At 44.2% G+C, this 15,019-nt stretch carries 13 protein-coding genes; 4 read left to right on the top strand and 9 right to left on the bottom strand.

Features of this window, described 5'->3' with window-relative positions; translation table 11 throughout:
- Nucleotides 1-117: 117 nt before the first annotated feature.
- The 8 genes from VIN08_RS07395 to VIN08_RS07360 all read right to left on the bottom strand — a co-directional run bounded on the left by VIN08_RS07395 (nt 118) and on the right by VIN08_RS07360 (nt 8,003).
- Complete coding sequence (locus VIN08_RS07395) at nt 118-918, bottom strand: GNAT family N-acetyltransferase (RefSeq protein ID WP_331962505.1); 801 nt, start codon at nt 916-918, stop codon at nt 118-120.
- An 11-nt stretch (nt 919-929) separates the two neighbouring features.
- Complete coding sequence (locus VIN08_RS07390) at nt 930-1,856, bottom strand: aspartate carbamoyltransferase catalytic subunit (RefSeq protein WP_331962502.1); 927 nt, start codon at nt 1,854-1,856, stop codon at nt 930-932.
- A gap of 4 nt (nt 1,857-1,860) precedes the next feature.
- A complete protein-coding gene (pyrR, locus tag VIN08_RS07385; RefSeq protein WP_331962499.1) occupies nt 1,861-2,403 on the bottom strand; it encodes a bifunctional pyr operon transcriptional regulator/uracil phosphoribosyltransferase PyrR in 543 nt (180 codons plus the stop codon).
- 86 nt (nt 2,404-2,489) lie between these two features.
- Nucleotides 2,490-4,013: a hypothetical protein gene (locus tag VIN08_RS07380; RefSeq protein WP_331962496.1), complete on the bottom strand. Its 1,524-nt coding sequence runs from the start codon at nt 4,011-4,013 to the stop codon at nt 2,490-2,492.
- Nucleotides 3,979-5,613, bottom strand: a complete 1,635-nt coding sequence (locus tag VIN08_RS07375) for a hypothetical protein (protein WP_331962493.1) — start codon at nt 5,611-5,613, stop codon at nt 3,979-3,981. The genes VIN08_RS07380 and VIN08_RS07375 overlap by 35 nt, the downstream gene beginning before the upstream one ends.
- Entirely contained in the window at nt 5,613-6,020 is a 408-nt protein-coding gene (locus VIN08_RS07370) for an EVE domain-containing protein (RefSeq protein WP_331962490.1), read from the bottom strand. Before VIN08_RS07370 ends, VIN08_RS07375 begins: the two co-directional genes overlap by 1 nt.
- 152 nt (nt 6,021-6,172) lie before the next feature.
- Nucleotides 6,173-6,982, bottom strand: coding sequence for a 4-(cytidine 5'-diphospho)-2-C-methyl-D-erythritol kinase (gene ispE, locus VIN08_RS07365; RefSeq protein ID WP_331962487.1), 810 nt, complete (start codon nt 6,980-6,982; stop codon nt 6,173-6,175).
- Between the two features lie 208 nt (nt 6,983-7,190).
- The gene (locus VIN08_RS07360) at nt 7,191-8,003 is read right to left on the bottom strand and encodes an enoyl-ACP reductase FabI (protein WP_331962484.1); all 813 of its coding nucleotides are present in this window, start codon (nt 8,001-8,003) and stop codon (nt 7,191-7,193) included.
- A gap of 208 nt (nt 8,004-8,211) precedes the next feature.
- On the opposite strand from VIN08_RS07360, the gene VIN08_RS07355 reads away from it, so the two are divergent.
- Entirely contained in the window at nt 8,212-8,949 is a 738-nt protein-coding gene (locus tag VIN08_RS07355; RefSeq protein WP_331962481.1) for a hypothetical protein, read from the top strand.
- 181 nt (nt 8,950-9,130) lie between these two features.
- Here the strand turns inward: VIN08_RS07355 and VIN08_RS07350 are convergent, their stop codons facing one another.
- Nucleotides 9,131-11,287 carry a HAMP domain-containing sensor histidine kinase gene (locus VIN08_RS07350; protein WP_331962478.1) on the bottom strand — a complete coding sequence of 719 codons (2,157 nt, stop codon included), beginning with the start codon at nt 11,285-11,287 and terminating at the stop codon, nt 9,131-9,133.
- Between the two features lie 53 nt (nt 11,288-11,340).
- Between VIN08_RS07350 and murI the strand changes: the two genes are divergently transcribed.
- From murI to VIN08_RS07335, 3 genes are all read left to right on the top strand, one after another.
- Nucleotides 11,341-12,156, top strand: coding sequence for a glutamate racemase (gene murI / locus VIN08_RS07345; protein ID WP_331962475.1), 816 nt, complete (start codon nt 11,341-11,343; stop codon nt 12,154-12,156).
- Nucleotides 12,157-12,192: 36 nt separating this feature from the next.
- Complete coding sequence (locus tag VIN08_RS07340; protein WP_331962472.1) at nt 12,193-13,281, top strand: complex I subunit 1 family protein; 1,089 nt, start codon at nt 12,193-12,195, stop codon at nt 13,279-13,281.
- Between the two features lie 5 nt (nt 13,282-13,286).
- Nucleotides 13,287-15,019 (top strand): tetratricopeptide repeat-containing sensor histidine kinase (locus VIN08_RS07335; RefSeq protein ID WP_331962469.1); only part of this gene is annotated, 1,733 nt, incomplete at its 3' end.

Below are 15,019 nucleotides of genomic sequence, written 5' to 3'. Positions count from 1 at the left end.
GTATTGCCAATGGTTTCGATGATGGAGTTGTAGATCATGGATCTTTAATTGAGCAGTAAAACTACAAAAACGGCCCAAGGCGTCCTACAGTTGCCGACATTAGAAGCTGCTTAAAAACTATCCAAAATTTCCTCCGATGCGGCTGTAGATACTCTCCGGATGCCACACCTGTTTCTCTCCCCGGTACATGCGAATGCCTGTGGTGTATAACGTGAAGCCTTGTTCGGTGATAAAATGTATACCGGCCATGTTATTTTCCGGAAGCGCTATCTTCTTTACGCCCATTGCCAGCTTCCATTGCAGCAGATATATCCCAGCCTCCGGTGTTTGTGCCACTATAGGGCCTTCGCCTAATGCTGGTAAACAAAAGCCGGTTAGTATATTATCATGAATTGTAATTACAGCTCCGGTTACATATTGCAGAATAAGTTTTGAACGATCTTCTCCGGTAATAACACGATCGAGCGCGAGCAGACTTTCGGTATATCTTTGTTCGAAGGGAATAGCATTTTTGGGAACAGCGACCTCCTTTACATTATCATGCCGGAAGAATAAATAAGTCAATTCTTTTTGGAAACCCTGCTTGCTATATACTGGTTCACCCAAAGCCGTTGCCAGTAATAAGATAGTTTGTATACCAGGCTTTTGTGCGTGTTCAATCAGTGCCTGTGTAAGAATTGTTCCTATACCCTGATAACGAAAATCACGATGAACAATGATGTGTGCCAGCCACGCTGTGTCGCGATGAAGTATATATACACCGGTACCAGCCAGCTTGCCATCGACAGTATATTTCAGCGGAAAGCAAAAATCGGATTGAAGATAAAAATCGAAAATGGATTCTAACTGATTCCAACCCTCGGGCTGCAGGTCGTGGAGGTGAGAAAGATCATGCCTGGTAAAAACTTCTATCGGCATGATATACTTTGTTAGGCCGTGGCTCCGGCCAGTAAATATAGCACCGCCATGCGAACGGCCACGCCATTCTCTACCTGGTCGAGTATAATAGAGTGTTGAGAGTCGGCAGCATCACTGCTTAGTTCTACACCGCGGTTGATCGGGCCCGGGTGCATAATCACAATTTGTTTCTTCAGACTGTCCAACAGTTTTTTGTTGATGCCATAGTATAGCGAGTACTCGCGCAATGACGGGAAGTATTTTATCTGCTGGCGTTCCAGTTGTATACGCAGCACGTTGGCCACATCGCACCATTGCAGCGCTTTGCGTACATCGAGTTCTACCTCTACACCTAGTTGACTAATGAATTTGGGAAGCAGCGTAGGAGGGCCGCATACCATTACTTTAGCGCCCAGCTTTTGCAGGGCAAATATATTGGAGAGCGCTACGCGCGAGTGAAGTATATCTCCGATGATGGCGATCTTCTTGCCGGCAACCGAACCGAGTTTCTCACGAATAGAGAATGCGTCCAGTAGGGCCTGCGTTGGGTGCTCGTGCGTGCCATCGCCTGCATTAACAATGTTTGCTTTGATGTGCTTGGCCAGGTAGTGAGGTGCTCCCGGGCTTGCGTGGCGCATCACAATCATATCAACTTTCATCGCCAGGATGTTGTTGACGGTATCTAATAATGTTTCTCCTTTTTTTACGGAGCTGTTGGATGCCGAGAAATTGATAACATCGGCTGATAATCTTTTCTGCGCCAGCTCAAAGGATAATCTTGTGCGGGTTGAGTTTTCGAAGAAAACATTGGCGATGGTTACATCGCGGAGGGAAGGTACTTTCTTAACGGGACGGTTTATTACTTCCTTAAAATTATCGGCTGTTTCAAAAATAAGTTCTATGTCTTCGCGGGTAATGTTTTTTATACCAAGCAGGTGTTTTTGACTGAGTTTCGACATAGTCCTAATCCTTGTTGATCAACCAGATTTTATTTTGTTTATGACCTTGTGCTTCGAGTTCTACCAGCACACGCTGGGAGGTTAATGTGTTTACCGATTTGCCTACATAGTCGGCAGCGATGGGGAGTTCGCGGGTATATTTTCGATCGATGAGTACGAGCAACTCCACTTTCTGCGGGCGCCCAAAGCCGATCATGGTATCCATAGCCGCGCGAATGGTACGGCCGGTAAAAAGAACATCATCTACCAGCACTACCCGTTTGCCTTCAATAGGAAAATCAATTTTTGTTTCATTGGCTTTAACAGGAATCTCGCGCCTGCGGAAATCATCGCGATGAAAAGTAGCATCGAGGTAGCCGAAGGGAATATTTTTTTTGGTAAGCTTCTCCAGCTTTTTATGAATAATATCGGCTACGAATATACCGCGGGTCTGCATGCCGATGATCACGGTCTCCGAAAAATCTCCGTGATTCTCAATTAATTCCTGGCAAAGACGACTGATCGTGATATCAAGCAGGTCGGTGTCAAGTATTAATTTCTTTTGCATAGTGCCGGGCAAATATACGGCTTTATGTGTTTCGGGAAAATAAGAAGTGAGAAGTCAGAAATAAGAATTATGCACTGGCAAAGATCTTATTCATAGCTGAGTTTGTTAATGAAGAAGACTCTTCGTTTTCCTTCACCGGGGTTAATCACGTCCTGCACGCCAAAGGCATAGAAATAATCTTTATACCAGTAATCGAGCTTGGCTACATCGGCTTCTTCCTTGTCGATGATTTCGCGATCGAGATTGGTGCGGATCGCTTCAGAAGTTTTGCCTTCCAGCACCTGGTTATCTTTAATGATCTTGGAGCGCAGCACGTTGTCGTACAGATATAGCAATGCAATCCTGTCAGGTTGAGCTTCGAGTTTTACAAATTGCTCCAGCGTAAAAGTGCGCACATCGTTAATCTCAAAACTATTGTCCCACATAATATCACCATTGTGATTGAAGCCCATCACCACGGCATGTGTATAATAGTATCCATCGAAGATGCGGCCATTACGAACATAGGAGTTTGAAAAACCACCGGTAAAGAAACTGCCGTACGTGCGACTGTCAACCGTTATATACTTTGGGTAAAATGCTTCGCCCAATAATATATACTGATCTTTATAGGGAACGAGTTCGTGCACAAGAAAGCGGTAATTGAATCGTATTTTTTTGCCGCGTATCTTTTTGCGTTCAATGCGTGCCTTCACGCGTTGCTCGCGTTTGGCTTTCATATACTTGAAAAAATTCTGCAGGTCGGCAAAGTTATAGTAGCGTATCTGCTGCATGCCGGAAGGATCGATGGTAGCCATAAAAAGTCCACGCGAGTATTCGGCATTGCGCGTTCCGAATACACCTGCTACTACTTGCATGTTGTTATTGGTCTTTAATGACTGTGCAAAGATGAGATGCTTGTCATCCGTATCAAGCGAATAGTTTCGAATGAGGTCTGCGTTGGCATCGTAATTTTTTATCCAGATCGTTTTTATGCCCTGAATGTTTTTCGCGCTGATCAATACATCGAAGCTTCCGTCAGGATATGTTTTTAGTTGTGTGAGTTCACCTGATTCATTCAGCAAGCCGGGGAGTATTTTGGATTTCTCTGTAGTGAATGAATAGAACATCACCACCGGCACACGATTATAATAGCCTCCCATCAACGCTCCGTTTTGTGTTATCTGAAATTCGATCGGGTTGAAAGGAATGAAATTTTTGATGGCATAGCGAATATAGCTTCCGTCTTTTTGAGCCATAGACACTAACTCGAAATCATTTTTACTGTAATCCATATAGCGCGACAACAGGAAAAGTTTTTCGTTCTGTGCGCGTGCACCTACCAGTATATATTTCTTGTTAATTTCCAGGTAGCCATGCCATATCTGTTGGAAAGCTGTATCGAGCCGTGCGAGCTCCAGTTGATCGGAGACATCTGATGAACCGAGTCTGCGGATCAGGAACAAACCATCCTGGTGCGCAGGAATGATTCCGAACTTAACTTCATTTCTGCCAACGGGTAATTCGAACCGAGCTGATTGAACGATCTGCGCGGAGGCAGTATAGCCTATAAAAAGTAAAAGAAGGAAAAGCAGATTAATGTATCTGTACCTTGTTGATATAGAAGACATCGCGGACGCGATCTTCTTTGGTGACATTCCGAATCGTCTGATAGCCCCAAACATAAAATGTATTGTTATACCATTGACGTACTCCGCCTTCATAATCTTTCTCAGAGCGAATCTCATCTACCGGATCGTTGGTCTTGACCTTCTCCGTCATCTCCTGCGATTCGTCTGTCAGTAAAACGATCGATTTAACTTTCAGTTCTGATTCTTTTTTGTAAACGATGCTCAGCTTGTTGCGCACAATACAGAAATCGGAAGCCTGCTCTACAGATGCCAGTTTTACTTCTTCTAATTTAAAACTTTGATCCCACATTACATTACCATTAGCATCAAAAGCTACCACTACTGATTCATTTGTTTTGATCTCGTCTGCACTTTTGGAATTGGTGGTATAGGGGTAAGGGCGGTAGAGCCGGCTCATGCCCGGATAATAGTTGCCCGGGAAGTAAGGATTGAAACCATACGGGCCATACGAGTATGGATTATAATAATACGGGCTGCTATAGTATGGATTGATGCTGCTGGAAGGTGAATAGGCTTCGGCCAATAACAGGTAGCCATCTTTATACTCGGTAACTTTAAAAGGCATCACATAATTTATAAAGTTGGGTATCTCTTTCGCGGCTGCTGCATCTTTGGCTTGTTCTTTTATACGCGCGGCACGCTTCGGGTTGAGATAGTCTACATAATGCTTGAGGCTGCCGAAATCGATACGCTGTATCTTCTGATCTCCGAAGGGATCGATGGGCAAAGCAAAAAATCCTGTTGACTGCTTGGAGTTTTTTTCACCCCATGTTCCAAACACCATCAGTTCTTCGCGCTCTAGTGTGCTGGTTATACCGGTTTGTAATGTTACACGTTCTTCTATCGGTACTTTATCTTCCAGTAACATTTCGCCACTGCTGTTGAATGTGCGGAAGATAAGACTGCGTTCACCTTTCGAACCTCTGTCGACCAGCACGGAATTGAATGTTTGATTCTGGTTGGTGCGCAGGTCTACTAGCTCGGTATCTTTCTGAAAAAATCCGGGTACTACTTTTATCAGGCCGGTAGGCAGTTCGTAGAGAAATATAGTGGGCTCGTTATTAACGTATCCGCCAAACGCAAAGCTATCGCCAGCGCGGCTAAAGTGTGTTACTTTAAAATCAAGATCAGGCTTGATGGAGCTGCGCGTAATTTCGTCACTGTTGAATTTTACGAAAATGAGTTCGAAGTCATTTTTATTGGTTTCGCCTGTGCGGTATAGTAAATAAATGCCACCGGATACAACTTCATAGCCGATCATTTTATACCGTTCCTTTACTTCGATGTCTACAACTTTTTTCTCTTGTAGTGCAGTATCAAGCAGGGATAATTCCCACAGGCGATTGCCACCTTTATACTTATCGCGTTCGCGAAACAGTATAAGACCTTCTTCTTTCAGGGATATAACGTTATGATAATAATCATTGGAGCTCTTTTGCTCGCGCTCATATCGCTGCAGTTGCAACACCTGGCTATAGCTATCAATCTGCAATAACAGGCATGCCCCCAGCCATGCAAGTACTGTATACTTTTTCCATAGCCCGGCAATTCCGCTATATATATCCCGTGACGTGTTCATTATTTTTTCTCTTCGCTTAAAGCAAGTACCCAATCAAACTCTTCCTTGGTTACCGGTTGCACCGAGAGTCTGGATAAGCGTACGAGTGCCATAGAACTTAAACGCTTGTCTTTCTTTATTTGTGCGAGAGTTACCGAAGATTTTAATTTCTTTTCGGGCGCAATGTCTACAACGCTCCAGTCATTATCCTTCGGATCGGGGTAATGTTCTTTTACGATCTTGGCTATACCAACAATTTCTTTTCCTTCGTTGCTGTGGTAGAAGAAGGCGAGATCTCCTTTCTTCATTGCATTGAGATTGTTACGAGCTGTATAGTTACGTACACCATCCCAGGTAGTTTTTTTGTCGCGGGTCAGATCATCCCAGGAGTAAACATCCGGTTCGGATTTCATCAGCCAATAATTCATATAGTCGTCTAAAGTTGATTTCTAAATTTACAAGAAACACGTCAACATCAACGAATGCAACGTTTAAATTTCTTTTATGGAAGGGAGGGTGTGTTTCTGAAAAGTAAAGAATATAGCGCAACGCAATCACATTCTGCGCGATAGAGTTTTTGTTATCGGAGCAAGCCACTCCATCCCATGCATCCATCCGGTATTGTTACCGGTATTTCTTTTTCAAATATTCCAAACACCGAAGCACCGGAGCCGCTCATACTGGCGTATACAGCACCCTGGTTGTATAAAGATTTTTTTAAGTCAGCTATAAGCGGATACTTTTGGAAGACCGATGTTTCAAAGTCATTGTGGATAAAATACCTCCACTCGGCCAAGGTTTTTTTCTCCAATATATCCTGCAGATGTACTTCCGGCTCGCGCGGTGTTATACCGGCATACGCTTCGGCCGTAGATACATGCACATTGGGTTTGATCAGCACCAGAAATTTTCCTTTCAATGAAAGTGAAAGCGGGTGAAGCACTTCTCCGCGACCTGTGCCCAGCATGGGTTTATCCTGTATAAAAAAGGAACAGTCGCTGCCAAGCCTCGCGGTATATTCCATCATCTTCTCAGGAGAGAGGTTCAGTTGAAACACGTTGTTCAGTAGCCGTACCGTGTGCGCTGCGTCTGACGAACCACCACCGAGCCCGGCACCCATTGGTATAATTTTGTGGAGGTAAATTTTTACCGGACCCAGATTAAAGTCCTGTCGTAACAAGTGATATGCTTTGAGACAAAGATTGTCTTCTTCTTTACCCGGCACAGCAAGACCAGAGCTGGTAAAGGTAAGTGTATCAGCAGGAATAACTTCCAGTATATCAGTCCATGCTATCGGATAAAAACAGGTTTCAAGATCGTGATAGCCGTCTTGTCGCTTGCGGATGATGTGAAGACCCAGATTGATTTTGCAAGGCGGGAAAGAAACCATGATGAAGCAGGGCGTTTCAGATTTATAGAATGCTTGCTAAGGTAATTTCCTTTGCTGTTAGCCCGGTGGAACACCTGACTTTACATAAAGTATACTTGCTGAAGATAAATTTCCTTTGCAGCGAGTCAGTGGAAAATACCTGATGTAACTTGAGCTAATAGCTGCGAGCCTTTATATATACAAAGGCCCGCAGTAAAACTATAGCTTCTTATTTTGTAAGACGTTCGATCAGATCTTCGGTGATACCGGTAGAAGAGAAACCTCCATCGTGCATCAGGTTCTGCATGGTTACCATGCGCGTAAAATCAGAGAACATAGCCACGATATAGTTCGCGCAATCTTCGGATGATGCGTTGCCCAGTGGCGACATCATCTGTGCATAATCAAAGAACACATCAAAACCAGATATGCCCGAACCTGCTGTTGTTTTAGTAGGCGATTGTGAAATGGTATTGACACGTACTTTTTTAAGTTTACCAAAGCGCTGGCCATAGCTGCGTGCTATAGATTCGAGCACAGCTTTGGCTTGTGCCATATCAGAATAATCCGGGTATGTACGTTGTGCCGCTATATATGTGAGGGCCAGTATAGAACCCCATTCGTTCATGGCATCGGTCTTCTCGGCTGTTTGCAGAACTTTGTGAAAAGAAACACCCGATATATCCAATGTTTTAAGGAACCACTCGTAGTTCAGATCACCGTAGGTTCTGCCTTTGCGCACGTTCGGGCTCATGCCGATAGAGTGCAGCACAAAGTCGAGCTTTCCACCGAGTATTTCCATCGACTTGGTGAAAAGATTATCCAGATCCTGTTCAGAAGTAGCATCGGCTGCGATTACTTCAGCATTGCAGGTTTTGGCCAGCTCGTTAATCTTACCCATGCGCATAGCAATTGGCGCGTTGGTAAGCGTGAACGTTCCGCCTTCTTCCTTCACTTTTAAAGCTGTCTTCCAGGCGATCGAATTTTCATCCAATGCTCCAAAGATAATACCGCGTTTTCCTTTCAATAAGTTGTTAGCCATAGCAGTTTTATAGTCTAAAATGGATTTGTTAAAGCACAATATTACAAAATTCTGGTTGTTGGCTACGGTATATGTGTTTTTACAACTATTGTCGGGTATGTGTTTAGCCGTTAAAGAAGTTGCCAAACGCTTAAAAGCGAGGAGCTAATCGCTGGCGATTTCATGTAAAAAATCCTATCTTTAGTTATACCAAAAAAATCAAAGTCCTATGGAAACCACGTCTACATTTATGAGGGCGTGGGATCAATACATGTATATGGGCGCTGGAGTTTGTGTAGTGATCGCTGTATTGATCCTGCTGTACCATGAGTTCAAAGTATTCCAGATTAAAGATTACAAAGAGAAGTACGACTATGTAAATCTGCATGAGATCCGGTACTTCTGGTATGCGGTTATGGCTTTTATTTTGGCCGGAACATTCTTCGCCAATACGATAGCCAGCCGTGCTATTGAAGTGCACAGTATGCGTTGGTTTTATGTAAGAACGTTTATTGCGCTGGGCCTTACCGTTATTGCATACTTTGTATTCTTCAGCCTGGTAAAAATCTATTATCCGCGTTATGTGGAACGAAGACTTATGCGACTGCGTAACACACCGCGTGTTTCACCGAGCGGCAATGTTATGCGCAAGCTGAGCGATTCTGAAGTACAGGAACATCACGTGGAAGGTTCTGTAAAAGTGAGCGAGATCCACTCCGTAGATTATGATGTGTGGGTGGATGAAAAAACCGGCTTTAAGAAAATAGAAAAGTATCATGCATACGAGCATGCTGAAGAATGCTCGGAGTGTGGCTACTATACGATGAAGATAGACAAGGAAGAAATTGAAGAACACCCAACAGCATCGAACACCGGGTTGTTGCTGAAGCATTTCAAATGCTCATACTGTGGCCATCGTGAACAACACGAAGTAATTATAGCGCGGCTATCGGAAAACGTAACCTGACCGTTATGGGTTATCAGTTAATCGTTATATAGTGAACTGTTTAATCGTAAACAGGCAGTGGCGTCTGGTCTCTCTCCAGATACTGGGCTTAATGCCCGTTAATCGGATCGTCTACTAATGGCCATGAGATGTGTATCGGTGTGCGATTAACCCGTAACAAATAGCGATTAACAGATAACGATCAAGGTACGATAGGAAGCTTCATGGTAACAGTAGTGCCTACACCGTAGTCGCTGATGAGTTGTATTTCGCCATTGAGTTTGGTTACGGCTTTTTTAACAAGATATAGCCCCAGGCCGTTTCCTTTGGATGCCTGCGATGCCCGGAAGTAAAGATCGAACAGACGCGGCTGATATTTTTCTTCTACACCGATACCGTTATCGGCAATAACAATCTCTATAGCACCATCGGCTTTGGTAGCATTTACATCTACAAAAGGTGTAGCCCCGGGTTGTGTTTTTCTAAAAAGTATAGAGTTCTCAATAAGATTACGGAAAATGATCTGCAGCAAGGCAATGTTGGAGAGAATAGTAAGATCGTGCGGCAGCGACAAGTGATGCTTGATGTTATGCCGGTCGAACTCACCTTTAAAATAATGCGTTGTTTCGTTAATAAGCTGGTTGATGTTAATCGGCTCCAGGGCGAGATCTGTTTTATTCAGTTCATACATCATCTGCATTTTAAACAACATGCTATCCATGTTGCGTGCAGTTTCCACTACTTTATCGAAGAGTAAATTTGTTTGCGAATCGTTGATCACGTGTCGCGCTACCTGGTCGAGTCCTAATAAAGTTGTTATAGGTCTGCGCATGTCGTGGGAGGAGCGGTATAAAAATGTATCGAGTTCTTTATTGGTAACTTCGAGTTCGTGCGTGCGCTCGGCTACTTTTTGCTCGAGCTGCTCGTTGAGCGCCTGTATATACTGGTTGTTCTCCTGCAGCTTGGTACTTTGTGCTTCGAGCTCTACATTCTTTACTTCTATTTCATCGCGCTGCTGGCGTATAAGTCGTGCTATATTTCGTTGCCTGCGATAATTGTATACGAGGTTTATTACCAGCACCACCAGCAATATTAACCCAACGAGTGTAGCGATAAATATAGTGCGTTGGTTGCGTATACGTTCCTGTTGAACTTCATTGTTCTTGGTGAGTAACTCGATCTCGGTTTGTTTCTGGTCAAGATCGTAGCTGGCTTTTACCTTGGCGAGGTTGAGCGACTCCTGCTCCTGGTAAAGCGAATCGCGAAGTTCCACATGCTTGGTAAGTGCTTTATAGGCTTCTGTATGGTTGCCCAGGGCCGCTTTAAATTTTGAATAGGTTAACCAGTAATTAGCCATAGACTTGCGCATGGCAACCTTATCGGCTTCGCGCATAAATACATTTTGTGCCGAATCCAGATATTGTTCAGCACGTTTTATATCATTTATTGAAAGATATATATCGCTCAATGCGGTGGCTGCCATGCCTGCGCTCATCCACACGCCAAATTTTTTGCTGGTTTTGTAATCTGCCAAAAGACTTTTTATAGCTTCCTGCGTTTGCCCCATCACCTGCAGTACTACTGCTTTGTTACCATTGATAAGACCAATCCAAAATTCGTTCTTGATTTCTTTGGCGATCGCTTCAGCTTTTTCATAATTAATGATCGAGATATCGTATTGTTTCAATTGATAGTTGGCCAGGGCAATGGTGTTATAAACACTCATTTTTTGAAACTGGGTTTGATCGGAGATTTCCCCGAGCGAAATCTTTTCATGATAGTTCAATACACGATATCCTTCCTCTATACATTGTCTGTAATTCCGCGCTTCGTAATTGATCATGCAGCCTTCGTAATGGCATAGCACCACATAGCTGTACATGTTCAGGTTCTCAAATATTTTGGCAGCATCGAGTATATGTTGAAGACCCTCGGCACGCAGGCCCTGCTGGCTGAGGAATTGCCCCATATTGAAATGAGCCAATGCCGAAGCAAATTTATTGTCAGGATTATTCTTGATTACACTCAGCCCTTCATCATAATATCGCAGGGCTTCTTCTTTGTTGCCGATGCGGTCGTATATCTGTGCTATATTCCGGTAGGCCAGCACTTCGCCTACAGGCATTTTGTTATTCTTTACAGCCGATAGTGCCTGGAAAGCAAAGCTTAGCGCCCGGCCTGTGGGCTCGCGCTGCAGCACTTTTTCCATCTTGTCAAAAATAACGGAGAGCCTATCCTGTGGCGTGGTAGAAATTACTTTTAACATGCTGTCTACCTGCAAGGTGTCTTGCGCAAGAGCAAAGTTCATAACAAGGGCTATGAAGAAAGAAAGAAGAAGAAAGCCCGGAATTTTATGCATGACTCGGTACAGGTGAAGCTAAATTTAATAAAATTCGCAGCGATTTACAGAAAATGAAATTAGAGAAGCAACAACCGATCGGAGTCTTTGATAGTGGCATTGGCGGACTAACTGTAGCACATGCCATAAAAAAATTATTGCCACAGGAGAGTATGATCTACTTTGGTGATACGGCCCATCTTCCGTATGGCGATAAATCGGAAGCTGCTATACAGGCATATTCGGTAAAAATTGCCGATGTCCTGGTAAAGAAAGGCTGCAAAGTACTGGTGATTGCCTGTAACTCTGCATCTTCTGCAGCCTATGAGTTGCTCAAGGAATATGTTCGTAAAGATATTCACATCATTAATGTGATAGACCCGATGGTAGAACTTGTGCTGGGGCAATTTCCCGGGCGGCAGGTTGGGCTTATCGGTACCAAGCGTACAGTACAATCAGGAGTATATGTAAGAAAAATTTCGGAAGGTAATAAGAATATCACCGTTCATTCACTGGCAACACCCTTGCTGGCACCAATGATCGAAGAAGGATTCTTTAATAACCAGATCAGTCACGAAATTATAGCGAACTACCTGGCCGATCCGGTGCTGCAAAATCAAAATATAGAGGCGTTGATCCTGGCGTGTACACACTACCCGCTGATTAAAAAGGAGATCAGTAATTTTTATGGCAACAAACTGGCCATACTGGATTCTTCTGAAGTAGTGGCACTTGCATTGAAGGAGCATCTTGAAAAAGAAGGGCTGCTCAACGACCAGGCTACACCTGATTATAGCTTTTTTGTATCAGACTATACAGAATCTTTTGAGGCGGCTGCCGGTATATTCTTTCACGAAACAGTTCATCTCGACAAGCACACTACCCTGTGATTGCCGATTTCTTCGCATCTTAGCGGCTCGTAACGCATGGCCTTGACAACGTTGATCTTTATACTGCCTTTTATACTGGTATATACCATTTTCGCCATTTATGCGGAACGGAAAATATCGGCATTTATACAAGATCGCCTCGGCCCAATGGAAACCGGACCTTACGGGCTTATGCAGAGCGTTGCCGATATGCTGAAGCTTATACAGAAAGAAGATATAGTGCCGGCCCAGGCCGATCGCTGGTTATTTAAAGCAGCACCCGTTGTAATTTTTGTATCGGTATTTGCCGGCTTTGCTGTAGTGCCACTCGCACCTTCGTGGGCCGGAGCAGGCGTAGCATCGGCTATCTTTTTTTTATTGGCGATTGTTTCGCTGGATGTGATCGGAATTATTATCGCTGGCTGGAGTTCCAACAACAAGTATAGTGTGTTGGGTACTATGCGTTCGGCCGCGCAAATTATATCATACGAAGTGCCGCTGGGGCTATCGGTTATAGGTGTATGCATGGTTTGCCAGACCCTTGATCTTCAGGAGATATCTTATCAGCAAGGCATCTATAGCGAAGAGCCGCAGTACTTATTCGGTATACGATCGTGGGGTATAGAAACCACGGCTATAGGAGGTTTTTTGAGCTGGAACATTTTCAGGATGCCACTGTTATTTATAACCTGGATTATATTTTTTATAGCATCATTGGCAGAAAGTAATCGTGCACCATTCGATTTACCCGAAGCAGAGTCAGAACTTGTAGCGGGGTTTCAAACAGAATACTCGGGCTTCCGCTGGGCAGTAATCATGCTGGGGGAATATGGAATGATGCTTTTAGTCAGTATATTAGGGGCGGTGTTATTTTTTGGAAGCTGGAATTCACCACTGCCAAACATCGGTTCCCTTCGGTTAGCAGAATGGACGAGCGGAACACCTGGCATGCTGACGTCAACTATCTGGGGAATTTTCTGGCTCTTATCCAAAGCGTTGTTTTTTGTAGCAATGCAGCTATGGGTGCGCTGGACGTATCCCCGCCTGAGGGTTGATCAACTGATGAATTTATCGTGGAAGTATTTAACACCCATAGCATTAGTACTTGTGATACTATGCGGACTTTGGAAAGTAATCTTTATTTGAAAAGCGTGAAAAGAATTTTTTCAATCTTACTGTTACTGTTTGTTTTTAGTCATACCGCTATACATGCCCAGCATGATGTAGACAGTCTTGAAAATATACTTAAAGGTGATCTGGCCGATACAACCCGCATTCGGGTATTAAAAGACCTCACAGAAATTTATCAATTTGTAAATTTCCCCAAGAGTCAGAAATATAGTGCCGATGCCCTGGCGCTGGCAGAGAAAACGGAATACACAGAGTATAAAGTGATGGCTTACCTGTCGGCATCCCTGTTGCTTACCAGCACGGGCGATTTCAGTTCTGCGCTGCAGTACGACAACCGAGCACTGGAACTGGATGTGACATTGAAGGATAGCGTAAATATCTCGCGCGACTATAATAACATAGGTCATGATTACTTTGATCTGGGCGAATACGATGATGCCTATTTTTATTTTACACAATCATACCGTGTAGCGAGCGTAATAAAAAGCAAATTTCGCATGCTCATCGCGTTGCACAACGTAGGCAGGGTATTTAAAGAACTCGGGCAATACGATCAGGCTCTCAATCATCTATACCTGTCGAGAAAGATGAGCGAGGAGGCAGGCGACAAAGAAGGTATAGCCTATGCGTTGCATGAAATAGGCGATGTGATGCTGCGCAAAAACCAATATGACTCTGCGCTCACATTCCTCACCGAAGCACTGACGCAGATCCGTAAAATGAATATTGATGTGATACACCCGCAGGTGCTGTCGAGCATGGCATCGGTATATCTCAGCAAGAACGACTATGTACGCGCGCTGGCCTATTACGATTCAGCCTATACGTTGCACGCCAAAACCAACAACCGGTTTGGTATGGCCGAGGTTGAACTGGGGCGTGGTACAGTGCTTATGCGCCAGCAGAAATACGATGAAGCGCTCGCCAAGATCGAGCAATCGCTGGCTATATCGCGCGAACTCAATGCGCGGGTACTGGAGATAAAAGGCTTCAATCAATTATCGGCATTGTGGGAGCGCAAAGGCGACTACAAGAAATCGCTGGAGTACTTCAAGCAATACAAGCAACTGGAAGATACACTGTTCAGCCAGGAGATGCAGGGAAAATTGCTGCGCGACCAGATACGTTTCGAAACAGAATCGCGCGATACACAGATCGCTGCACTCAGTCGCTTGCAGACTTCTCAACGCAGCGAACTCCGTAAGCAGGAGTTTGTGCGAAATATACTCGTAGTAGTAATGGCACTGAGCGGTATATTATTGATAACGGTATATCGCAGCGGACAACGCAGGCGCAAGATCAACACGCTGCTGTTACAACACCAGGATGATATGGAGAAGCGCAGCGAAGAACTGGAGCGCCTCAACCAGGTGAAAGATAAATTCTTCTCGATCATCTCACACGATCTTCGTTCACCGATCAATGCATTGGCAGGTTTACTCGACATTATCGATAAAGGCGCTATCAAGCCGGAGGAGATGCACAAGCATACGCAGGAACTGAAGGTACGTTTCAATCATACACGAACACTGCTCAACAATCTTCTCGACTGGACACTGCTTCAGATGGATAAGCTGAATTTGCAGGCAGCGAAGATCAATTTGTTTAAAATTGTTGAAGAAAATATACAGTTACTCGGGTCAGTACAAGACAAACAAATAGCGCTCGTCAACGAAGTGCCTACTGATGCAATTGGCTTTGCCGACTCAAACACCATTAACCTGGTGATTCGTAACCTGATGACCAACGCTAT

The sequence above is a fragment of the Ohtaekwangia sp. genome (genome assembly GCF_036568665.1).
Lineage (GTDB): Bacteria > Bacteroidota > Bacteroidia > Cytophagales > Cyclobacteriaceae > Ohtaekwangia.
This window is presented reverse-complemented; position numbering and strand designations above follow the sequence as displayed.

Coding starts and splice junctions, on each gene's coding strand:
- VIN08_RS07370 (WP_331962490.1), bottom strand. CDS start 6,020: ATGAATTATTGGCTGATGAAATCCGAACCGGATGTTTACTCCTGGGAT.
- VIN08_RS07380 (WP_331962496.1), bottom strand. CDS start 4,013: ATGTCTTCTATATCAACAAGGTACAGATACATTAATCTGCTTTTCCTT.
- VIN08_RS07375 (WP_331962493.1), bottom strand. CDS start 5,613: ATGAACACGTCACGGGATATATATAGCGGAATTGCCGGGCTATGGAAA.
- VIN08_RS07395 (WP_331962505.1), bottom strand. CDS start 918: ATGCCGATAGAAGTTTTTACCAGGCATGATCTTTCTCACCTCCACGAC.
- pyrR (WP_331962499.1), bottom strand. CDS start 2,403: ATGCAAAAGAAATTAATACTTGACACCGACCTGCTTGATATCACGATC.
- murI (WP_331962475.1), top strand. CDS start 11,341: ATGAAATTAGAGAAGCAACAACCGATCGGAGTCTTTGATAGTGGCATT.
- VIN08_RS07390 (WP_331962502.1), bottom strand. CDS start 1,856: ATGTCGAAACTCAGTCAAAAACACCTGCTTGGTATAAAAAACATTACC.
- VIN08_RS07355 (WP_331962481.1), top strand. CDS start 8,212: ATGGAAACCACGTCTACATTTATGAGGGCGTGGGATCAATACATGTAT.
- VIN08_RS07360 (WP_331962484.1), bottom strand. CDS start 8,003: ATGGCTAACAACTTATTGAAAGGAAAACGCGGTATTATCTTTGGAGCA.
- VIN08_RS07340 (WP_331962472.1), top strand. CDS start 12,193: ATGGCCTTGACAACGTTGATCTTTATACTGCCTTTTATACTGGTATAT.
- VIN08_RS07350 (WP_331962478.1), bottom strand. CDS start 11,287: ATGCATAAAATTCCGGGCTTTCTTCTTCTTTCTTTCTTCATAGCCCTT.
- ispE (WP_331962487.1), bottom strand. CDS start 6,982: ATGGTTTCTTTCCCGCCTTGCAAAATCAATCTGGGTCTTCACATCATC.